The sequence below is a fragment of the Brevundimonas sp. genome, assembly GCF_041919755.1.
Lineage (GTDB): Bacteria > Pseudomonadota > Alphaproteobacteria > Caulobacterales > Caulobacteraceae > Brevundimonas.
Map to the genome: position 1 here is coordinate 373,630 of NZ_JAYRTD010000002.1, position 20,836 is coordinate 394,465.

Sequence of the window (20,836 nt, forward strand, 5' to 3'; positions counted from 1 at the left end):
GAAGGGTTCAGTCTTCGGTCTTGTCTTCGGGGTTCTCTTCGTCGCCCTGTTCGGTGGCGGGCACTTCGCCGGCCTCGACGGCGGCGGCTTCGGCCTCGGCCTGCTCCTCGGCGATGGCTTCCTCGATCTCGTCGGCGGCCTTGGCGGCCGAAGAGGTCTTGATGGAGGCGATCACGAAGTCGCGGTCAGTGATGGTCGGCTCGACGTCGCCGGTGTTCTTCAGGTCGGACCAGCGGATGGTGTCACCCAGCTTGTGACCGGCCAGGTCGACGATCAGGTCTTCGGGGATGTGGTCGGCGCGAACCTTGACCTCGACCGAGTGACGGACGACTTCCAGCGAGCCGCCCTGACGGAAGGCACCGCACTGGTCTTCGTTGATGAAGTGGACGGGGACTTCGATCGTGATGGTCTGCTTCTCGTCGACACGCATCAGGTCGAAGTGCAGGGGACGGTCGGTTACCGGGTCGAACTGGACCTCGCGGGCGATGACCGACTGGGTCTCCTTGCCGTACTTCAGCTTGACGAGATGGCCCAGCAGCTTGCCGGTGTAGAGCGACTTGCGGAAGTCACGCTCGTTCACCGAGATAGCGACGGGGGCCTTGTCGCCACCGTACAGCACGCCGGGGACCAGGCCGGCGCGACGCGCGGCGCGGGCGCCACCGGTGCCGACGCCTTCACGGACGTCTACGTTCAGAATGATGTCGGCCATCGCCTCGCCTCAACAACGAAAAGCGGCGCGTGGCTGTTTCTCGGCCGCGCGCCGGGGTCGGTAGACCCTGAATTCAAGAGCGCGGGTCATTACACGCAAGCGTCCGGAGACGCAACAGTAGCGGCGCGGACTTTCCGCCCCCTGACCCGCAGGGCTTATCGACCGCTGTTCAGCGCCGCCGTGGCCGAGGTGGACGCGGCCGCCGCTTCCGCTGCGATCGGGGTCTGGACGGGGCCGGCCGCTGTGTCCGCCACGCTGCTGGCGGGCACGGTGATGCCGACGGGGTTCAGGGTCTGGGCCGTGCAGGTGGCCAGATCGCGGGCGACGTGGCGACCGACGCAGAAGATGTCCTCATAGCTGGGGCGCGAGGCCGCCAGGCACTGGAACAGCATCAGCTTGGACATGTTGAGGCAGAACTCGCTGTTCTGGTCGACCGTCAGGGCCTCGGTGCTGGCGCGGGCGTCTTCGCCACCGGCCCCCAGAGCGGCCAGGGCGGCCAGGGCCAGCGAGCGGACGACGGCGGGCGTATAGGGCGGGCCGGAGCGGGTCGGGCTGACCGACAGGCCGGTGCCGGAGTTCGCGGCCGCGAACAGGCGGGCGGATTCCTCGGCCGAGGGCAGCATCTGAACGGCGGACAGAGCCTTGGCCCCTTCCAGCCGGACTTCGCGATTCTGGATGTGGACCGTAGCCCAGCGGCGGCGCGGGTCGTTGCGGCCCTGGATCGTGTAGGCGTCCTCTTCCACCGCATTGGCGATCACCATCATGGCGGCGGAATCGCGCCCGATGGTATCGACGATCAGGCCCGCGGCGGCGTCCGCGCCGGGCAGGGTGGCGGCATAGGCCGGGTCGGCCAGGATGCTGTTAATGACGGTTTGGCGCGTCGTCGGGTCGGCGGCATAGGTGCGGACACCCTGCACGAACTCCGGTGACTGCAGCGCCAGGATCGAACCATAGGCGATCATGCCCCGCGACAGCTGGGCCGGTTCATAGGAGGCACCCTTGCGGATGGCGGCCTGGATGGACTCGGCATCCTGGAAGCCCGCCTGGATCGAGCCGACGTCGCGCATGAAGGTGACGTAGATGGAGGCGGCCTGGGCCACGCCTTCGTTCAGGCTGACGGCGGGGACGGGCGGAGGCGGTGGCGGCGCGGGTGGCGGGGCCGGTTCCGGCGTCGAGCAGCTGGCGATGAGAGCGGCGGCGGCGAGGGCGGAGATCGTCAGACCCCTGCGCAGTGTAACCCGAAACATTCAGACATCCCCACGTGGACGCGCGGCGCGAACAGCGCCGATACTGTGTGAAGTCCTTATAACGCGGGCCGAAGTGTTTTCCGATGGTTAATCAAAAAGTTTCGAGACCGATTCTTCGTTGGCAATCCGGCGGATAGCCTCTCCGATCAATGGTGCAGCCGAAACGGCGCGGATTTTGGCGCAGTTCAAAACTTCGTCAGGCTGTTCGATCGAGTCGGTGATGACCAGGGTCTTCAAGGGGCCGTCGGTGATCCGCTGGACCGCCGGGCCCGACAGGACGCCGTGGCTGATATAGGCCGACACCTCGGTCGCGCCCTGATCGATCAGGGCCTTGGCCGCGTTCACCAGGGTGCCGCCCGAATCGACAATGTCGTCGAACAGGATGCAGCGGCGGCCCTCGACGTCGCCGATGATGTTCATGACCTCGCTCTCGCCAGCCTTGGGCCTGCGCTTGTCCACGATGGCCAGGTCGGCGTTCAGTCGGCTGGCCAGGGCACGGGCGCGGACGACGCCGCCGACGTCGGGCGAGACGATCATCAGTTCTTCGGGATTGGCATAATGGCGGCGGATGTCGTCGGTCAGGACCGGCGTGGCCACCAGATTGTCGGTCGGAATGTCGAAGAAGCCCTGAATCTGACCTGCATGCAGATCCATGGTCAGCACGCGGTCGGCCCCGGCGCGCGTGATCAGATTGGCCACCAGTTTGGCCGAGATGGGGGTGCGCCCCCCGGTCTTCCGGTCCTGACGTGCATAGCCGAAATAGGGCATGACGGCCGTGATCCGCCTGGCCGAAGCGCGCACCAGCGCATCGGTCATGATCAGCAGCTCCATCAGATTGTCGTTGGCCGGATAGCTGGTCGACTGGATGATGAAGACATCCTCGCCGCGGACATTCTCCTCGATGACGGCAAAGACCTCGTTGTCGGCGAATCGCTTCACCTGGGCCCGGGTCAGGGGCATGTCCAGATGGTCCGCGATGGCCTGGGCCAGGGTCCGGTTCGAATTGCCTGCCAGCAGCTTCATGTCCGGTCATCCTTTCGCCGTCATCGGCGGGCTGAGATTGGGGTGGTCGCGCTGGCGCGCTTCTTATCAGGGGACAGCCCGGCGACAAGGCCAAACGCCATGTGCATCGTGCATTGGCGATAGGTTGTGGCCTGGTGTAGAGATCGCGTCCTGTTTTCGGATGTCGCGGGTCGTGACCCGTGCCGTCCAGTCGAAGGCCCGCCGGGCCGCACGGCCTCCGGGCCAAAGTGATTGAGGTCGTCCTTGCCTGCTCCCAAGTTTCGTACCGGCCTGATCCTGGCTCTGGTGATCGGCTCGACCGTGGTGGCCGGCTGTTCCGGTCAGCGCCGCCCGCGTCTGGTCTATGAAGAACGTCCGGTGGAGGCGCTGTACAACACCGGCTATCAGCGGCTGGAGAGCAAGCGCTGGGCCGACGCCGTCGACTATTTCCAGGAAGTGGAGCGTCAGCACCCGTATTCGGAGTGGTCGCGTCGCGCGATCCTGATGCAGATCTACGCCTACTATCAGAACAACAACTACCCGGAGGCCCAAGCTGCGGCGGATCGCTTCATCCAGCTGTTTCCCGGCAACTCGGGCGCGGCCTATGCCTATTACATGAAGGCGCTGTGCAACTTCGAACGGATCACCGACGTCGGTCGTGACCAGGGCTACGCCGAGGGAGCCCTGCAGGGCCTGCGCGACGTGGCCCGCCGCTATCCGGGCACCAGCTATGCCATCGACGCCACGGTCAAGATCGACATGGTCAACGACCAGCTGGCGGGCAAGGAAATGTCCATCGGCCGCTATTATCAGCGCGCGGGCCAGCCGCTCGCGGCCCTGAACCGCTACAAGGCTGTGATCGACAACGAAGCCTTCCAGCGCACCTCGCATACGCCCGAGGCCCTGTATCGCCTGGTCGAGGTCAATCTGACCCTGGGTCTGAAGGACGAGGCCATGCGCAATGGCGCGGTCCTGGGCTTCAACTATCCGGGCAGCCCCTGGTACGCCGAGGCCTATGCCCTGCTGACCGAAGAAGGCGCGCGGCCCGAGACCGCCCCGACGGGTCAGCGCGAAAGCTGGCTGCGCCGGATCATTCCGGGCTGAGCCAGAGGGCTCGGAATGCGGTCTCGCGTCAAGGATCGCCTGTTCTTGCCCCGTTCCGGTCTAGACTGGTGCCCATGCCGAATCGCGTGCCCTCATGCTGACCGCCCTTTCCATCCGCGACATCGTGCTGGTGGACGTGCTCGACCTGGAGGTTCGGGACGGGCTGACCGTGCTGACCGGCGAGACGGGGGCGGGCAAGTCGATCATTCTGGATGCCCTGGGACTGGCGCTGGGTGCGCGCGGCGATGCGGGTCTGGTCCGTCATGGCGCGAAACAGGCCACGGCTACGGCGGTCTTCACCGCGCCCGACGATCCCGCACTGATCGACCTGCTGGCCGAGCGGGGGTTCGAGGTGGCGTCGGGCGAGGACCTGATCCTGCGCCGCGTCGTTACCGCCGATGGCCGCAGCCGCGCCTTCGTCAATGATCAGCCCGCCGGGGTCACGGCCCTGCGCGAGATCGGCCAGGCCCTCGTCGAGGTGCATGGCCAGCACGAGACCGTCGGCCTTCTGGACTGGAAGACCCACCGCGCCCTCTTGGACACCTATGGCGGGGTCCAGCCTCAGTTGAGCGCCGTGGCCGCCGCCTCCGAAACCTTAAAGGCCGCCGATCGCGCCGTCGCGGAGCTGAAGGCCGCCGCCGCCGACGCCGCCTCGCGCGCCGAGGAACTGACCCTGGCCCTGGCCGATCTGGATGCGCTGGATCCCCGCGCCGAGGAAGAGACCGAACTGGCGGGCGAGCGCGCCATCCTGGGGGCGGCGGAAAAGGCCCTGGCCGATCTGGCCGACGCCCGCACCCTTCTGGGCGGGGACAAGCTGTCGCAAAAGCTGGCCTCGGCCCTGCGCGCGGTCGAACATGCGCGCCAGCGGGCGGGGCAGGCGGGGGCCGCCGCCGATCATCCGGTCATCGTGCAACTGGGCGCGGCGGCCGAGGCGATCGACCGCACCCTGGTGGAGGCGACCGAGGCCATCGCCACCGTCGACGCCGCCGCCAATGCCTTCGACTTCGAGCCAGGGCGGCTCGACAAGGCCGAGGAGCGGCTGTTCGCCCTGCGCGCCGCCGCGCGAAAGCTGAACACTTCGGTCGAGAACCTGCCCGTGCTGCGGGTGCGCTTTCGCGAGCAGCTGCGCCTGATCGAGGACGGTGCCGACGCCATCGTCGCGGCCGAGCGCCAGGCCAGCGCCGCGCGCGAACACTATGACCTGGCCGCGACCTTCCTGACCTCGGCACGAGAGGCGGCGGCCCAGCGGCTGACGGCGGCGGTGATGCAGGAACTGGGCCCGCTGAAACTGGACCGCGCCCGCTTCCGCGTGGCGTTCGAGCCGGTGGCCGACGGGCGGCGCGGCCCGCTGGGCGTCGAGACGACGCGGTTCGAGATCGCCACCAATGCCGGAACCGATTTCGGCCCCCTGGACGCCATCGCCTCGGGCGGCGAACTGGCCCGCTTCGCCCTGGCCATGAAGGCGGCCCTGGCCGGACGCGAGGACCAGCGCCAGCCGGTCATGATCTTCGACGAGGTCGATCAAGGCGTCGGCGGTGCCGTGGCCCAGGCCGTCGGCGAACGCCTGCAACGCCTCTCCACCGGCGCCCAGGTCCTGGTCGTCACCCACAGCCCCCAGGTCGCCGCCCGCGGCCACGCCCACTGGAAGGTCCGCAAGTCCGACACCGCCGGCCTGACCACGACCACCGTCGATGCGCTGGACGAAGTGGCCCGTCAGGAAGAGATCGCGCGCATGCTGTCGGGGGCGGTGATCACCGACGAGGCGAGGGCGGCGGCGCGGACGCTGATCGGGTGAGGGGAGGCGCAACGCGTCGCCACGAGCGAACAAGCTGAAGGTCTGCTATGGGTCGGAAGCAGCCACTGACTTCCAGTTCTGCAACCTCGTCCTCAGTAAGGAGGGTTTCTGCTAGGTCGCGATAAGTATTGCTGTCATGACCAGAAACCCCACAAAGAAGCTCACAAAAAATCGAGGGATAAATGTTGAAGCAAAACCCCTTATAAATCCTGCCCTGTAATCAGCATCTCGCCAGTTTAATCGTACATCCTGAATGTCGTCGATAAAGCTTGGTCTTTTCATGCTTCATTGTCCGAGGGCGAGAAATGGGAGGCTGCCGTCGTGGCTTCGTCCGTGCGATTTTAGATTGGTGCCACGTGCATGAAATGTCCGCAACGGGTCGGAAGCAGACATTGCTAGTCGGGGGCGTCCTCTCCCACCAAGATGATGCGCACTCCTCGTTCAGCGAGCTTTTCATCTTCAAAGCCGGTCATCACGCAGACGTACGCGGGGTAGCTTGGGATAGCCGATGCCGATGGCTGCACAAGAATATCGCCGCCGCGTGTCAGATGAAGAAGAGACCCGACCGGGACGCCACAACCTTGCTCGATGCGCGTCGCTGCCTGTCGGAGTTCCAGAGCGTTGACGGCGGGCTGCCCTGCGCAACCGGTAGCCAACGCGGCGCAAAGAGCCCAAGGTTTCATGGCTCAACATCGCTCTTGTCCGGGCGGGCGGCAATGGGCCTGACGCGGCATCATCTCAGGAGCTGCAAGCGGACTATGCCACCCACCTGGCTGGAGCGTGGCGAGCCGATCCCGCAGGGAACAATCAGCCCCGTGGTTTCGCTGTGACATCATTGATCCACGCGGAGAACGACAATGTCAGAGACCAAGGGCAAGGGTAGTCACACAGCCAGGCGCGCCAATGCCGCGGCGGCGAAGGACGGCGAGAGCAATCCGCGCAAGTCGTCGAAGGCCCAGGCGATCCTCGGCAAGAAGGGCGCGCGCTCCAAATCGTGACGGACGACCCCGCCCGGCCCTTGTGCGTTCGCGTCATCGACCTTGAAACCGCCGGCAATGGCGCGGGCGATGTCTGCGAGATCGGCTGGCAGGACGTCGTGCAGGACGCCGGAGGCCTGTGGTCGGTCAGCGAGACCTCCAGAGGGGCCCGTTTCGTCAATCCGGGACGCCCGATCTCGCCGGACACCATGGCCGTCCATCACATTCTCGACGAATGGGTCGCGGATGCGCCCTTCTGGAAGGACGTCGCCCCATCCGTGCTGCGGCCCGACACCCCCGTCGTGGCGCTCGCAGCGCACCGGGCCGCCTTCGAACAGCGCTACTGCACGCCCCGCCTCAGTGGGGGCGCGAACTGGATCTGTACCTGGAAATGCGCCCTGCGGCTCTGGCCGGAACTACTGAGGTTCTCCAACCAGATGCTGCGCTATCAGCGTAGGCCCGAGGGCCTGGTCCACGAGCGGGGCCTGCCTGCCCACCGGGCTCTGCCCGATGCCTATGTGACCGCACACCATCTGCGCGACATGCTCAATACCGTGCCGCTGTCGCAGCTGATCGAATGGAGCCGCCAGCCCGGTCTGCTGCCGCGCGTTCCCGCCGGTCCCGATCGTGGCAGGCCGTGGTCCGCCCTCTCCGACGCCGCGCTCGCCACCCTGGCCCGCGACCGCGACATCGATGTACGCTTCAGTGCCGAGACCGAGGTGGTACGGCGCGGGGGCCAGCCGCTCGCCGCACCGGCGCGGTCGAACCAGCAGACGTTGATCTAGCGCCCGACCAAGCCTCCTAGACGGCCCCGGCCAGGGTCGTGGACCCGGTCAAACTCAATCTGGCTCGCTTCGTTTCGCGATGCGGGGGATCGCCGAACATGCGGGCATATTCGCGGCTGAACTGGGAGACGCTTTCATAACCGACCGAGAAGGCGGCCGCGCCCGCGCGTTCGCCCTCGGTCAGCATGCGCCGGCGGGCATCCAGCAGGCGCAGATGCTTCTGGTACTGAAGCGGAGACATGGAGGTTAGGGCCTTGAAATGCTGGTGAAAGGCAGAGGGGCTCATGCCTGCCAGCCTGGCCAAGTCACCGACGCTGAGCGGTTGATCGAAATGGTCACGAAGATGATGGATAGCGACAGCGATACGCTGCGGCGGCCCTTCGGGCAGGACCATGCGCGCGACATTGGCCGCGGCCCGGCCGGTCATCAGCCAATAGGCAATCTCACGCATTACGCCTGGATAAAGAATCTCGATCGCTTCGGGTTGATCGACCAGTTCGATCAGCCGGATCATGGCGGTGGCGATCCGCTCATCCACCTGCTCGACCACCAGGCCCAGACCTGCCGGGCCGCCGGGTCGCGCCGCCTTGTCCATGCGTGTGACCACATCGAGGATGATGTCGGGATCGAGCGCCAGGGTCGCGCCGATGAAGGGCTTGTCCGGCGTGGCCTCGATGATCTCGCTGAGCACAGGCACCTCCACCGTGATCACTAGCGACTGCATGTGACCGTAGGTCAGGGTGCTGTCGCCGACCATGACCCGCTTGGCCGCCTGGGCGATCAGGCATAATGACGGGCGATAGGTCATGTGCCGGGGCGGCACGCAGCCATAGGTCCGGATCAGCCGCAAGCCGGGCACCGGAGTTTCGAACCCGCCGTTCTCGATCCCGTGCCTGTCCAGAATCCCGGCGATGGCGTCGGTCAGTCGGCTGGTCATCGAAACCTCCATTCCATGGCGACAAGGGCTACGCCCTTGAGGGTCACCCCACAAGGCGGTCTGGAGTTTTAGGCAAGTAAGGCGGTGCATCCGACATTCGCTTTTCCGATGCATCGCTCACCCTGATGGCTTCGACACCCCAGACCCGGAGCCCCGCCATGACCCGATGGACCGCCGCAGACATCCCGCCCCAAACCGGCAAGACCGCCCTCGTGACCGGATCGGCCGGCCTGGGTTTCGAGACGGTCCGCGAACTGGCCCGCGCCGGAGCCCAGGTGATTGTCGCCAGCCGCAATCCAGAGACGGGGGCCGAGGCCATCGCCCGGATCAAGGCGGAGATACCGAACGCGGCGCTGCGCTTTGAGCCGGTGGACCTGAGCAGTATGGCTTCGGTCTCCGCCCTGGCCGCGCGACTGCGGGCCCAGACAGACGTGCTTGACCTGCTGGTCAACAATGCAGGCGTCATGACGCCGCCGCGCCGGATGGAGACGGCCGACGGCTTCGAACTTCAGTTCGGCACCAACCATCTGGCCCATTTCGCCCTGACCGGCCTGCTGCTGCCGCTGTTGATCAACGCGGAGCAGGCGCGGGTGGTGACACTGTCCAGCATCGCGGCGCGGGGCGGCGAGATCGATTTCGCCGACCTGCAACAGACCGCCTATCGACCCATGGCCGCCTATTCACAGTCCAAGCTTGCGTGCCTGATGTTCGGGCTGGAGCTGCAGCGACGCAGCCAGGCCGAGGGCTGGGGACTGACCAGTATCCCGGTCCATCCCGGTATTTCCCGCACGGGCCTGCTCTACAACACGCCGGGCGGTGCCAGCGGTGTGCGACGCATGATGCGCGGCATGCTGTGGTTCCTGTTTCAGCCTGTGCCGCAAGGGGCTTTGCCCAGCCTGTTCGCCGCGACCGCCCCGCAGGCGCAGGGCGGGGTCTACTATGGCCCCGACGGCCGGGCCGAGCTGAGCGGCTTTCCGGCCGAGGCCCGCATTCCGGAACCGGCGCTGGACGAGGCTGCCTGCCGCCGCCTGTGGGAAATATCCGAGGCCCTCACGGGCGTGCGTTTCGAGGCCGGCCGATGACCGCCGTCGACAACCACGCCCCCGCCTATGCCAGCGGGTGGCGGCTCTGGGCCCTGCTGGCGGCCCTGCTGTCGATCAGCGCCATCAGCCAGATCGACCGTATCCTGCCCTTCATCCTGGCCGAGGCGATCAAGACTGACCTGGGGCTCAGTGATACCGAGCTTGGCCTGCTGACCGGCGCGGCCTTTGCGGTCTGCTACACCCTGCTGTCGCTTCCGCTGGCGCGAATGGCCGATCGCGGCTCGCCCCGGCTGGTGCTGCTGGGCTGTCTGCTGGTCTGGAGCGTCATGACCGCGCTTGGTGGGCTGGCCGCCAGCTTCGTCGTCCTGGCACTGACCCGCTTCGGCGTCGCCTTCGGCGAGGCGGGCGGCATGCCGGCGGGGCATGCCCTGATCTCGCGGCAGGTGCGGCCCGAGCGGCGCGGCCTGGCGCTCGGCCTGTTTTCCATGGGCATTCCGCTTGGCACCATGGTCGGCTTTGCCACCGGCGGAGCCATGGCCGACACCGTGGGCTGGCGCACAGCCTTGGTGGGGGCGGGCGCACTGGGCGGCCTGGCCTTCATGATGGCCTTGCTGGTCATCCGTCCGACGCCGCCCCGGCCTGACACGGCAGCCAATCGTACGCCCTTCGTCCGCGGGTCCCTGCGTCTGCTTTCGGCACCAGGCTTTCGCTGGCTGTTCGTGGCGGCGGTCATGATTGGTTTCGCCTCCGTGCCCTTCTATGTCTTCGCGTCCCCGTTCCTGATCCGCACGCACGGCTTCACGGCGGGCGAGGTCGGCCTGTCCTTCGGCCTGCTGCAGGGCGGGCTGGGTGTGATCGGGGCCTTGCTGGGCGGGCGAGGTTTCGACCGGGCGGTTCGCTCGGGTCGGGGCCGCATCATCGGCTTGCCGGGCTGGCTGTTCCTGATCTCGGCCGTCTCGACCACAGCAGCCCTCTTCGCGCCGACCGGCTGGATGTCGATCGCCCTGTTCGTGCCGACCATGTTCTCGTTTGCCCTGCTGCTGCCCTGGGCGTTCGGCGCAGCGCATCTGGTCGCGGGCCCCGGCAAACAGGCCATGGCCACCAGCCTGATGCTGATCGGCTCCGGCCTGGTAGGACCGGCGCTTGGCCCCGTGATCGTCGGCGCAGTCAGTGACGCGGCAGCCGCCAGTGATTTGAGTAATACGCTGGGCCTCGGCCTGCTGATCGTACCGATCGCCACGGTCCTGACCGGACTCGCCGCCCTGATCGCCAACCGCCGCATCGCCGTGACCCTGCAGACGCGCGGGCTGCAGGCAGACGGGTGACGCTAGCCCCGCAGCACCTTCTGCAGCTGCGGATGCAGGTCGGTGTTGGTGGCCAGGATCTGGGCCCCAGTCTCCGGCCGGCCTTCGCCGTCGATGGTGGTGACGATGCCGCCGGCCTCGGTGACGAACAGGATGCCCGCCGCCACGTCCCAGGGCTTCAGATTGCGCTCATAGTAGGCGTCGTATCGGCCTGCGGCGACCCAGGCGAAGTCCAGCGCAGCGCTGCCCAGGCGGCGGATGCCCGCGACGCGCTGGCCGACCGCGTGGATGTCCTTGATCGACTGGGCATGGCCGGTCTTGCCGATGAAGGGCAGGCCCGTCGCGATCAGGCTTTCGGACAGATCCTTGCGGGCCGCCACGCGGATACGCTGGTCGTTCAGATAGCAGCCCTTGCCCCTTTCGGCCCAGAACAGCTCGTTCATCACCGGATTGTAGGTGACGCCGGCCACGATCTCGGTCGCGCCGTCGGGGCTGCGCCGCTCCAGCCCCACGGTGATGGCGAAGTGAGGCATGGCGTGCATGAAGTTGGTGGTGCCGTCGATCGGATCGACGATCCAGGTGTGGGACTTGTCCGTCCCCTCGATCAGACCCCGTTCCTCGCCCAGAAAGCCATAGCCGGGGCGGGCCTTCATCAGCAGCTCATAAAGCGTGTCTTCCGCCTTGATGTCGGCGGCGGTGACGAAGTCGCCGGGCCCCTTGCGAGAGACCTGCAACTGGGCGACCTCACCGAAGTCGCGCAGCATGGGGCGTGCCGTCTTGCGAACGGCGTCCATCATCACTTGAAGCAGGGCGGAGGCGAGGGCCATGGTCGAGATCTCCTGGTCCGCATGTCCTGAAAAGGCCCATTCTTGACTGAGATGGGGCCCGGAGATGCGGAGAAGTTCAACGGCTCCGGATGGAGCCGCAGGGTCAGTTGTGTCAGTCCGCGCGGCGGACGTATTCGCCGGTCGTCGTGTCTACGACGATCCGCTCGCCCGCCGACATATAGGGCGGGATCATAATGCGCACGCCGTTCGAGGCGATGGCGGGCTTGTAGGACGAGGACGCCGTCTGTCCCTTCACCGTCGGCTCGGTCTCGGCCACTTCCAGGGTGACCTGATCGGGCAGTTCCAGACCGATGGGCCGGTCCTCATGGCTCTCGATGACGACCTTCATGCCTTCCTGCAGATAGGGGATTCGCTCTTCGCCGACCCAGTCCTTCTGCAGTTCGATCTGCTCGTAATTCTCGTCGTTCATGAACACCAGGCTGTCGCCGTTGTCGAACAGATAGGAATAGTCCTTCTGCTCCAGCGTGACGCGCTCGACCTTGTCTTCGGAGCGGAACCGCTCGTTCAGCTTGTTGCCGGTTTCCAGGTTCTTGGCCTCGACGTTGGCGAAGGCACCGCCCTTGCCGGGCTTAACGTGGCTGGCCTTGGTCACGACCCACAGGCCGCCGTTGTGCTGCAGAACCATGCCGGGCTTGATGGTGTTGCCGTTGATCTTCATCGGTGTCTCGAAAGGTTTGGCGCAGCCCTTGTGGCGCGCACGAGCGGGCGCAGTCCGTAAAGGATGCCGGGCGTTACGGCAAGGCGCTGTCCGTCAGTGGACGGTGCGAGGGTCGTCTGAAAGCTTGTCCTCGACCTTGTTCATTAGCCGGGTCGCGCCGCCAATGGGGGAGGCCAGCTTTCCGGCCGCCGGATCCAGCTTGCGGGCCTCATGCGCGAAGGCGGCGGCCATGCCGGCCGAGGCCATGGCTGCAGCGATCTGGAAACCTCGACCCGCCGGACGTGCCGCCAGCCAGATGGCGTTGACCACCTGGGTCGCGGCCCACAGGGCCAGGGTGCCGGCCCGATGTCGGCTCTTGGGGCCATTCCAGACGCGGACGGCGGACAGGCTGGTGGCGGAAAACACCGCCGGAACGATCATGCTCATCGCGCCGCGTGGACGCTCAGTGACGGGCCGGGCACCGCTGCGGATATCGGCGGCCGACAGGCGTGGCTGAAGTGCCTTGTTGGCCAGGAAGGTCGCCGCCAGAGCAAACCCGGCGGTGACCGCGACGCCCAGCAGGACATGGCCCATATCGTCCTTGTCCGCATTGACGAGATCGAGCGCCGCGTCGCGTGCGTCTTCCACGAAATCGCCGATGTCGGTCATGTTTGGCCTCTCCAATGTTCTCGCGCGAACAATGGGCGGGACGGCTTGGCGGTTCCGCCGATCAGTTGCCGGTGGCGGATTTGTCGGGGCTAATCTCGGTCATGGCGGACTGCAAATAGTTCTGTACGCCCAGCTGGCGGATCAGGTGGTGCTGGTTTTCCAGGAAGTCGATGTGCTCTTCAGTGTCGCTAAGGATCCGCATCAGAAGGTCGCGGCTGACAAAGTCGCCGGCGGCCTCGCACTGTGCGACGGCGGCGGCGGTCGTGGCGCGGCTGTCAATCTCCAGCTGGAGGTCGGCCCCCAGGCATTCGACCGCTTCCTCGCCGATCTTCAGCTTGTGCAGGTCCTGCAGATTGGGCAGGCCGTCCAGGAAGAGGATGCGTTTGATGAGCATGTCGGCATGCTTCATCTCGCCGATCGATTCCTCGTAGATGATGTTGCCGAGGTGTTTCAGGCCCCAGCTTTCGAACATGCGGGCATGCAGGAAATACTGGTTCACCGCAGTGAGTTCATTGGTCAGCACCGCATTGAGGGTGCGGATGATCGCGGGATCGCCCTTCATGGCCTGGTCTCTTTCAATGGCGGGTGAGGGACCGACGGCCCCGGACACACCCCGTCCTGGCCCGTTTTGTATCACAGGAAAGAAGGCTGTGATCTTTTGCGATCACTTATCAGTACATTGATATTGCGAATGATTTTTCCGCGCAAAGCGAAGCCGCATCGCGTCGGCTATTCTGCCGCCATAGCGAAGGCCTGACGGGTTTCCTGGATCATCTCGCGCATCTCGCAGACGCATTTGGCGCACTGGGCCTGGCACTGGTTACGGGTGAAGATGTCGCGCGGCCGGCACGCACCCGCCTCGATGGCGAGGGCCACGTCACGCTTGCGAAGACCATTGCAGTTGCAGACGTACACGGCAGGCTCGATCCGGCTGGTAATGCGAATGGTTCGCTATAGCAGGCTCGTTAAGGCGAATGCAAGGCGTTCGCAGGAGTGGCGGCTTGACGCGGACCGGAGGGCGACGCACTTGCCGGGCATGGCCAAGCAATCCCTGATCCTCGAACGCCCGCCCTGTCGGCTGTATCTGATCACGCCGCCGGCGATCCCGGACATGGCGGCGTTTGTTGCGACACTGACCGAGGCCTTGGACGCCGGAGACGTCGCAGCGCTGCAGATCAGGCTGAAGGATCTGGACGACGCCGGTGTGCTGGCGGCGGTGGAGGCGGTCCGGCCCGTGGCGCAGGCGCGCGGGGTTGCGGTAATGCTGAACGACCGGCCCGACCTGGCGAAGCGGTCGGGCTGCGACGGTGTGCATCTGGGACAGTCCGACATGCCGCTGGCCGAGGCCCGGCGCATCATGGGCCCTGATGCGATGATCGGCGTCACATGCCACGACAGCCGCGAACTAGCCATGGATGCGGCTGAGGCGGGGGCCGACTACGTCGCCTTCGGGGCCTTCTATCCCACGACGACTAAGGCGACGACGCACCGCCCCGATCCCGAAATCCTGACGATCTGGCAGGAGACGGTGGAGGTACCATGCGTCGCCATAGGTGGCATCACCATTGAGACGGCAGGAGCGCTGGCGCGAGCGGGTGCGGACTTTGTCGCGGTCAGCGGGGCGGTATGGGACCACGCCGACGGTGCGGCGGAGGCCGTGCGCGATTTCAATGCGGCGCTGCTCGCCGAAGCCTGACCTTCAGGGGATGTTAGGGGGTGCGCGGTAAGCAAGGCAGTTCTTAGTCGCTTGCCGGACCCGCGTTCATGCCCCAGAGCCGCGCGCTCTCTTCGACCGACAGCCTGCCCGTCGATGTGCCCGGACCGGCGGCGGCGACGGCCAAGGCGCGTCAGGCGGCGAACCTGCGTCGGCGGAGGCAGGCCCTGACCCCGGTCTTTACGGCCTTGGCCGTGACCGTGATGGTCGTCATTTCCATAAGTTTCGCCCGTTCTGTCGGACTTGTCGCGCCGCTGTGGGGTGCCGCCGGTCTGGCCGTAGTCGTCTGGCTCAGGACGTCATCGGGCCGGATGTACGATTACAGCTTCGGGGCCATGATCGCCGTGGGTCTGGCCGCCGGGAACTTCCTGGTGGGCAACGATACGCTGCACACGCTGATGTTCACCCTGGCCAATATGCTGGACATCGTCGTGGCTGTGCTGATGGCACGTCGCTTCGCGCCGACATTGAATCTGGCGACTGTCACGGGAGCCACGCGCTTCCTGCTGGGTGCGGCCCTCATCGCGCCAATCCCTTCGGCCATGTTTGCCAGTGCCATGCTGTACTGGATGGATGGCACCAACCCCTTGCTGAGCGCCCAGACCTGGTGGTTCGGCCATGCGCTGAGCATCGCCATCATCGGCAGCTTCGGCCTGTCGCTGACGAAGCGGGAGCTGGCCCGACTGCGTGCGCCGGCCGTTGCGCTGGAGGCCGCAGTGCTGATGGCCCTGCTGACAGTCGGGGGCTGGGTCGTGTTCGTGCATCTGGATGTCCAGCTGTCGTTCCTGATCCTGCCGATCCTGCTGCTGATCGCCGTGCGGCTGCGCATGCTGGGCGTGACGGCGGCGCTGTTGATTGTGACCATTCTGGCGGTCGGCGGCAGCATGACCGGTCATGGCCCCTTTACTGGTGACTTCAGCCGCGCAGACCAGGCCCTGATGGGGCAGTTGCTGGTCATGCTGGGGTATCTGCCGGTCATGCTGGTCGCCGCCTTGCTGGAAGAGCGGGACCGTCTGTCGGACCGTGCAAAACTGGGGCAGGTGCGGGCCGAGAAGGCCTCGGCCGCCAAGTCGCGCCTGCTCGCCAATGTGGCGCACGAGATCAAGAGCCCGGTGGGGGGCATCATCGGCATCGGCGACCTGTGGCAGGGCGGGCAGCTGGGACCGGTCAACGAGACCCAGACCGAGATGGCCGCCATGCTGGTGAAGACGGCACGGCAGGTGGAAAGTCTGGCCCACGACCTGCTGGACGTGGCCCGCGCAGAATCCGGTGAGGTCAGCGTGGAGCTGCGACCCACCGATGTGCCCGGCGTGCTGGAGGATGTGCGCCGTGCGACCGCGCTGCGGCCCGAAGCGGGTGCCTTGAAACTGGAAGTCGTCACCGAGGGCGACGGCCTAGTGGCCCTGGCGGATTCGCAGCGGCTCAATCAGGTGGTCACCAACCTGGCCAGCAATGCCGTGAAGTATGGAGCCAGCGGTGGCATCGTCACCTTCCGCGCCAGCCGGGTGCACGACGCGGTTCGGATCGAGGTGATCGATCAGGGACCGGGCTTGTCGCCGGAAAAACAGGCTCAGCTGTTCGAGCCCTTCAATCGCCTGGGCCTCGACCGGTCGACCATCGAGGGGCATGGCATCGGCCTGGCTCTGGCCAAGCGGCTGGTCGAGCTGCAGGGCGGCAGTATCGGCGTGGTGTCGCAGCCGGGTGAGGGCGCGACCTTCTGGATCGAATTGCCCGCCGCCTGATAATTAACAGCCAAGCTTTGCGACCTTCCGCCGCGCGACCGAACGCTCATGGACTTTGCGGCTCGACAGGTTTAAAGCCGCACTTGTCGTAGGGTTATTCGAAAGGCGATTGCCGTGGAATTCGACGCGCTTCTGCTGTCGCGGATGCAGTTCGCCTTCACCATCGCGTTCCACATCCTGTTTCCCGCCTTCACGATCGGGCTGGCGGCCTTCCTGGCGGTGCTGGAAGGGCTGTGGCTCTGGACCAAGCGCGAGGCTTTCAAGACCCTGTATCTGTTCTGGGTGAAGATCTTCGCTCTCAGCTTTGGCATGGGCGTGGTGTCGGGCGTGGTGCTGAGCTATCAGTTCGGTACCAACTGGTCGGAGTTCATCCGCCTGACCGGCGGAGTGATCGGGCCTCTGCTGGCGTTCGAGGTGCTGACGGCCTTCTTCCTGGAGGCGTCCTTCCTGGGCGTCATGCTGTTCGGCTGGAAGAAGGTCGGACCCAGGCTGCACTTTACAGCGACCGTGCTGGTGGCGATCGGGACGACCATCTCCGCCTTCTGGATTTTGTCGGCCAACAGCTGGATGCAGACGCCGCAAGGCTTCGAGATCATGGCGGACGGCCGGTTTCAGGCTACGGACTTCTGGCAGGTGGTGTTCAACCCCAGCTTTCCGTCGCGGCTGGTGCACATGCTGCTGGCGGCTTTCATGACCACGGCGCTGGTCGTGGGCGCAGCCTCGGCCTGGCGGATTCTGAAGGAAAAGCGCGGCAGCACGACCTGGACCGAAAGCCGGATCGCCTTGGTCATGGCCATCGGTCTGGTGGCCGTGGTCGCGCCGTTGCAACTGGTCGTCGGCCACTGGTCGGGTGAAGTGGCGCACAAGTATCAGCCGTCCAAGACCGCGGCCATCGAGGGCTATTGGGAAACACGTTCCAACCAGCCGCTGCACCTGTTCGGCATTCCGGACCGCGAGGCGCAGAAAAACCATTTCGAGGTCTCGATCCCGGGCATCGGCAACATGATCCAGAATGTGCCCAAGGATGAGGTCATACAGGGTTTGGATGCCTGGCCGCGCGAGGATCAGCCGCCGCCCTTCATTCCGTTCTTCGGCTTTCGCATCATGGTGGGCCTGGGCCTGCTGATGATCGCCCTGGGCGGGGTCGGAGCCATTCTGATCTGGCGCAAGCGGCTGTTCGAGAGCCGGTGGTTCCTGAAGTTCTGCGTGGCCATGGGGCCGAGCGGGTTCATTGCAGTGCTGGCCGGCTGGATGGTCACGGAGGTCGGACGCCAGCCCTGGGTCGTCTATGGCGTGTTGAAGACGCGCGACGCCGTCTCGCCCGTCACGGCCGCCGAGGTGGCGACCAGCCTGACGGTCTATGTGCTGGTCTATGCCCTGGTGTTCACAGCCGGCGCCCTGTTCATCCTGCGGCTGATGGCCGAGGGCCCCAAGGCGGCGCTGGCCGAGCCCGATCCGCGTCAGGACCGGGCCCCGGGGTCGCCCTTGGCCAGGGCACCCGCCGATGCAGAGGGTGGGATTCCGGGAGACGAGGACTGATGGACCTGCCACTGATCTGGGCCGGGGTGATCGCCACTGCCGTGCTTTTGTACGTCATGCTGGACGGGTTCGACCTGGGGGTCGGCATCCTGTTTCCCTTCGCCCGGTCGCCGGGCGAGCGGGATGTGATGATGAATACCATCGCGCCCGTGTGGGACGGGAACGAAACCTGGCTGGTGCTGGGGGGCGGGGGGCTGCTGGCGGCGTTTCCGCTGGCCTATTCCATCCTGATGCCGGCGCTGTATCTGCCGGTGCTGCTGATGCTGGCGGGCCTGATCCTGCGCGGCGTGGCTTTCGAGTTCCGGTTCCGGGCCAGAAAGCGCGGTCGCAAATTCTGGACCCAGATGTTCGCGGGCGGCTCGATCCTGACGGCGGCGGCGCAAGGGCTGATTCTGGGCGGCTTCATCCAGGGCGTCACCGTGGAGAACGAACAGTTCGCCGGCGGGCCGTTCGACTGGTTCACCCCCTATACGCTGCTGGTCTCGGCCGGGATCGTGGCCGGTTATGCGCTCTTGGGTGCGACCTGGCTGATGCTGAAGACCAAGGACAATCTGCATGGCGACGCCAGGCGCTGGACGCTGATCAGCGCGGCCTGCACGGCCGGTCTTCTGGCGGCGGTCAGTCTGGCCACCCTGTTCGTGCATCCGCGTATCGCCCTGCGCTGGGGGTTTGATCTGACGCAGGGCTTCGGCGTGGACTGGAGCGTTCTGGGGCCGCTGTTGCCGGTGCCCTTGCTGGGCCTGGCGGGTCTGATCCTGCTGGTGGGATCGGCGCGCCGGTCGTCGCATGTGCGGCCCTTCGTCGGGACGATCCTGGTGTTTCTGTCAGGCTACATGGGGCTGGCGGCCAGCTTCATGCCCTATATCGTGCCCTATGCCGTGGACTTCCGGCAGGCCGCCGGTCCGGACAATGCGCTGGGTCTGATGCTGGTCGGGACGCTGACGATCGTGCCCGCCATTCTGGCGTATACCGCCTGGGTCTATTGGGTGTTCCGCGGCAAGATCGACGAGGATGCCGGCTATCATCATTGATCCCGTCCCCCCGCCGGAACCGAACGAGCCGCCCGGACCCCTGTGGAAGCGGCTGGCCTGGTTCGTCGGCCTGTCGGTCTTGGCCGCAGGGGTCACGGCCGTGGTCGCCTATGCGCTGAGGGCCTTGCCGTTCATGGGCTGACGGGCGACATAGGCAGGATGAAAAGTATCGCTTTCGCCGCCCTCATCGTCGCTGCTTCTCCGGCCTTGGTCCACGCCCAGGCGGCAACCCAGACACCGGCACCCGCCACGGCGCGTCCAGCGGCGTCATCGGATATCACGCGCAGTCTGAACGGCGCGCCAGCGCAGACCGTGACTGCCGCGCCGAGGGCCGAGGGGGCACCGCCTCCGCCGCCGATCGTGACGCCGGCTCCCGCTGCGGCATCGAACGCTGTCCGGCCGCCCGCCGCGACGCCTTCATCGGCAGCCGTACCGCCAGCGGCACCTGCAACGGCAGAGGCGAGCGCGCCGGCTCCGGCTCCGGCCGCGACGGTGCTCGATGCGGCGGCCATCGCCGCCCTGCCGTTCACCATCGAGCTGCCGCCCGGTTTCCGGATCGAGACGGGGCGGCCCGGGCCGAACTTCAAGATCTACACGGTCAAGCGGGGCGATAAGTCCTTCGCCATGATCTATGCCGGGCCGTCTTCACAGTTCCCGATCTATTCCGGCGAAATGGCCGAGGTCGGCGGGCGGGCCACCGTCGTGGCCAACCAGGGTGGTACCCGCCATGCCATGGAACACCTGTTCCAGCGCGAGACCGCGCCTAAGGAAATCCATGTGTGGATCATGTCGCTGGAGGGAGCCGATCAGGCCCTGGCCGAGCGGATCGCCCAAACGGTAGACGTGCGCTAGGCCGCTGCCCGTCTGACGGAGACGTCGATCGGGCCCAGCCTGACACCGCGCAGCCCGGCGAACACCAGCACTTCTTGGCCGGGAGCCTCGGCCCAGCGACGCAGGACCGACTGATAGGGCTCGCGCCGCCAGTCGTGCGGGCGTGCGGGGTCGGACTCGACGATCAGGCGCGCACCGCCTTGCTCGCTGTGCAGGACGAAGCCTGCGACGGAGGGTTTCCACGCTTCGTCGAGCGCATCGGTCAGCAGCCACAGGCAGTTGAAGACGCGGCAATCATCCGGGCGGTCGGCATAGATGGCGCAGCCGCTAGTCTTGCTGAAATGACGGCACCATCTGCCCGCGGGCTTGGCCAGGGCTGTCACCCCCATCAGCTTGCAGCACAGGCCGCAGTCGCCACAGGATTTGGTGATGGTCGCCGTGGTCACGTCGCCTTCGGCTCGGACCAGATGGCCAGTTCGTTGCCGGCCGGATCGCGGAAGTGAAAGCGCTGTCCGCCGGGGAAGTCGAAGATCGGCTTGACGATGGTCCCGCCCGCCGCCGTCACGCGAGCCAAGGCCGCCTCCAGATCGGCGGCGTAAAGGACGGGCAGGGGCGCTTTCAACGTGGCTTCGTCAGCATCGAAGCCGCCGTCCAGACCTTCGCTAAAAGCCGCATAGGTCGGGCCATAATCCTGGAACGTCCAGCCGAAGGCCGCACCGTAGAAGGCCTTGATCGTGCCGGTGCTGTCGGCGGGGAGTTCGAGGTAGTCCAGTTTTCCATCGACACGCATGCGTGATCTCCCGCTTCCCAATGAGGGCTTGCCACGACCCAGCCTTCTGCGCGAACTTGCTAATGGTTCGCAATTGCGGGAGTCGCAGATGATCGTCCTGACCACCGGAGGCCCCGCGCTGGCGCGGCTGAT

At 66.2% G+C, this 20,836-nt stretch carries 23 protein-coding genes; 12 read left to right on the forward strand and 11 right to left on the reverse strand.

Going from position 1 to position 20,836, the window contains the following annotated elements; all coding sequences use genetic code 11:
- Positions 1–7: 7 nt before the first annotated feature.
- From ACE3TH_RS04650 to ACE3TH_RS04660, 3 genes are all read right to left on the reverse strand, one after another.
- On the reverse strand, positions 8–709 hold the full coding sequence (locus ACE3TH_RS04650; protein WP_374597807.1) for a 50S ribosomal protein L25/general stress protein Ctc: 702 nt from the start codon (positions 707–709) through the stop codon (positions 8–10).
- Between the two features lie 155 nt (positions 710–864).
- Entirely contained in the window at positions 865–1,956 is a 1,092-nt protein-coding gene (locus ACE3TH_RS04655) for a hypothetical protein (RefSeq protein WP_374597809.1), read from the reverse strand.
- Positions 1,957–2,043: 87 nt separating this feature from the next.
- Entirely contained in the window at positions 2,044–2,979 is a 936-nt protein-coding gene (locus ACE3TH_RS04660) for a ribose-phosphate pyrophosphokinase (protein WP_374597811.1), read from the reverse strand.
- 231 nt (positions 2,980–3,210) lie between these two features.
- On the opposite strand from ACE3TH_RS04660, the gene ACE3TH_RS04665 reads away from it, so the two are divergent.
- The 4 genes from ACE3TH_RS04665 (at position 3,211) to ACE3TH_RS04680 (ending at position 7,619) form a co-directional block, all read left to right on the forward strand.
- Positions 3,211–4,062 (forward strand): outer membrane protein assembly factor BamD, encoded by an 852-nt coding sequence (locus tag ACE3TH_RS04665; protein WP_374597813.1) that lies wholly within the window; start codon positions 3,211–3,213, stop codon positions 4,060–4,062.
- A 94-nt stretch (positions 4,063–4,156) separates the two neighbouring features.
- Positions 4,157–5,857 carry a DNA repair protein RecN gene (gene recN / locus ACE3TH_RS04670; RefSeq protein ID WP_374597815.1) on the forward strand — a complete coding sequence of 567 codons (1,701 nt, stop codon included), beginning with the start codon at positions 4,157–4,159 and terminating at the stop codon, positions 5,855–5,857.
- Between the two features lie 857 nt (positions 5,858–6,714).
- The gene (locus ACE3TH_RS04675; RefSeq protein ID WP_374597817.1) at positions 6,715–6,855 is read left to right on the forward strand and encodes a hypothetical protein; all 141 of its coding nucleotides are present in this window, start codon (positions 6,715–6,717) and stop codon (positions 6,853–6,855) included.
- A complete protein-coding gene (locus ACE3TH_RS04680) occupies positions 6,852–7,619 on the forward strand; it encodes a DNA polymerase III subunit epsilon (protein ID WP_374597819.1) in 768 nt (255 codons plus the stop codon). The genes ACE3TH_RS04675 and ACE3TH_RS04680 overlap by 4 nt, the downstream gene beginning before the upstream one ends.
- Positions 7,620–7,635: 16 nt before the next feature.
- Here ACE3TH_RS04680 and ACE3TH_RS04685 read toward each other — a convergent pair whose 3' ends face one another.
- Positions 7,636–8,556 carry an AraC family transcriptional regulator N-terminal domain-containing protein gene (locus ACE3TH_RS04685; protein ID WP_374597820.1) on the reverse strand — a complete coding sequence of 307 codons (921 nt, stop codon included), beginning with the start codon at positions 8,554–8,556 and terminating at the stop codon, positions 7,636–7,638.
- Between the two features lie 158 nt (positions 8,557–8,714).
- On the opposite strand from ACE3TH_RS04685, the gene ACE3TH_RS04690 reads away from it, so the two are divergent.
- Entirely contained in the window at positions 8,715–9,638 is a 924-nt protein-coding gene (locus tag ACE3TH_RS04690; RefSeq protein ID WP_374597822.1) for an SDR family oxidoreductase, read from the forward strand.
- Positions 9,635–10,924 carry an MFS transporter gene (locus tag ACE3TH_RS04695; RefSeq protein WP_374597824.1) on the forward strand — a complete coding sequence of 430 codons (1,290 nt, stop codon included), beginning with the start codon at positions 9,635–9,637 and terminating at the stop codon, positions 10,922–10,924. Before ACE3TH_RS04690 ends, ACE3TH_RS04695 begins: the two co-directional genes overlap by 4 nt.
- 2 nt (positions 10,925–10,926) lie before the next feature.
- Here the strand turns inward: ACE3TH_RS04695 and ACE3TH_RS04700 are convergent, their stop codons facing one another.
- The 5 genes from ACE3TH_RS04700 to ACE3TH_RS04720 all read right to left on the reverse strand — a co-directional run bounded on the left by ACE3TH_RS04700 (position 10,927) and on the right by ACE3TH_RS04720 (position 13,972).
- The gene (locus ACE3TH_RS04700; RefSeq protein WP_374597826.1) at positions 10,927–11,730 is read right to left on the reverse strand and encodes an inositol monophosphatase; all 804 of its coding nucleotides are present in this window, start codon (positions 11,728–11,730) and stop codon (positions 10,927–10,929) included.
- Positions 11,731–11,842: 112 nt separating this feature from the next.
- Positions 11,843–12,409, reverse strand: a complete 567-nt coding sequence (efp, locus tag ACE3TH_RS04705) for an elongation factor P (RefSeq protein WP_296166612.1) — start codon at positions 12,407–12,409, stop codon at positions 11,843–11,845.
- Positions 12,410–12,502: 93 nt separating this feature from the next.
- The gene (locus tag ACE3TH_RS04710; protein WP_374597828.1) at positions 12,503–13,057 is read right to left on the reverse strand and encodes a tryptophan-rich sensory protein; all 555 of its coding nucleotides are present in this window, start codon (positions 13,055–13,057) and stop codon (positions 12,503–12,505) included.
- A 61-nt stretch (positions 13,058–13,118) separates the two neighbouring features.
- Positions 13,119–13,619, reverse strand: a complete 501-nt coding sequence (gene bfr / locus ACE3TH_RS04715) for a bacterioferritin (protein ID WP_374597830.1) — start codon at positions 13,617–13,619, stop codon at positions 13,119–13,121.
- A 167-nt stretch (positions 13,620–13,786) separates the two neighbouring features.
- Complete coding sequence (locus ACE3TH_RS04720; RefSeq protein ID WP_292173444.1) at positions 13,787–13,972, reverse strand: bacterioferritin-associated ferredoxin; 186 nt, start codon at positions 13,970–13,972, stop codon at positions 13,787–13,789.
- A gap of 121 nt (positions 13,973–14,093) precedes the next feature.
- On the opposite strand from ACE3TH_RS04720, the gene thiE reads away from it, so the two are divergent.
- The 6 genes from thiE (at position 14,094) to ACE3TH_RS04750 (ending at position 19,935) form a co-directional block, all read left to right on the forward strand.
- A complete protein-coding gene (thiE, locus tag ACE3TH_RS04725) occupies positions 14,094–14,753 on the forward strand; it encodes a thiamine phosphate synthase (protein WP_374597832.1) in 660 nt (219 codons plus the stop codon).
- 68 nt (positions 14,754–14,821) lie between these two features.
- The gene (locus ACE3TH_RS04730) at positions 14,822–16,513 is read left to right on the forward strand and encodes an ATP-binding protein (protein ID WP_374597834.1); all 1,692 of its coding nucleotides are present in this window, start codon (positions 14,822–14,824) and stop codon (positions 16,511–16,513) included.
- Positions 16,514–16,627: 114 nt separating this feature from the next.
- On the forward strand, positions 16,628–18,052 hold the full coding sequence (locus ACE3TH_RS04735) for a cytochrome ubiquinol oxidase subunit I (protein WP_374597836.1): 1,425 nt from the start codon (positions 16,628–16,630) through the stop codon (positions 18,050–18,052).
- Positions 18,052–19,083 carry a cytochrome d ubiquinol oxidase subunit II gene (gene cydB, locus ACE3TH_RS04740; RefSeq protein WP_374597838.1) on the forward strand — a complete coding sequence of 344 codons (1,032 nt, stop codon included), beginning with the start codon at positions 18,052–18,054 and terminating at the stop codon, positions 19,081–19,083. The genes ACE3TH_RS04735 and cydB overlap by 1 nt, the downstream gene beginning before the upstream one ends.
- Positions 19,064–19,225 (forward strand): hypothetical protein, encoded by a 162-nt coding sequence (locus ACE3TH_RS04745; protein ID WP_374597840.1) that lies wholly within the window; start codon positions 19,064–19,066, stop codon positions 19,223–19,225. The genes cydB and ACE3TH_RS04745 overlap by 20 nt, the downstream gene beginning before the upstream one ends.
- A 17-nt stretch (positions 19,226–19,242) precedes the next feature.
- Positions 19,243–19,935: a hypothetical protein gene (locus ACE3TH_RS04750; RefSeq protein ID WP_374597842.1), complete on the forward strand. Its 693-nt coding sequence runs from the start codon at positions 19,243–19,245 to the stop codon at positions 19,933–19,935.
- On the opposite strand, the gene ACE3TH_RS04755 is transcribed toward ACE3TH_RS04750, so the two are convergent.
- Together ACE3TH_RS04755 and ACE3TH_RS04760 are read right to left on the reverse strand one after the other, a co-directional pair.
- Entirely contained in the window at positions 19,932–20,360 is a 429-nt protein-coding gene (locus ACE3TH_RS04755; RefSeq protein ID WP_374597844.1) for a YkgJ family cysteine cluster protein, read from the reverse strand. The genes ACE3TH_RS04750 and ACE3TH_RS04755 overlap by 4 nt on opposite strands.
- Complete coding sequence (locus ACE3TH_RS04760) at positions 20,357–20,704, reverse strand: VOC family protein (RefSeq protein WP_374597846.1); 348 nt, start codon at positions 20,702–20,704, stop codon at positions 20,357–20,359. The genes ACE3TH_RS04755 and ACE3TH_RS04760 overlap by 4 nt, the downstream gene beginning before the upstream one ends.
- Positions 20,705–20,836 lie beyond the last annotated feature (132 nt).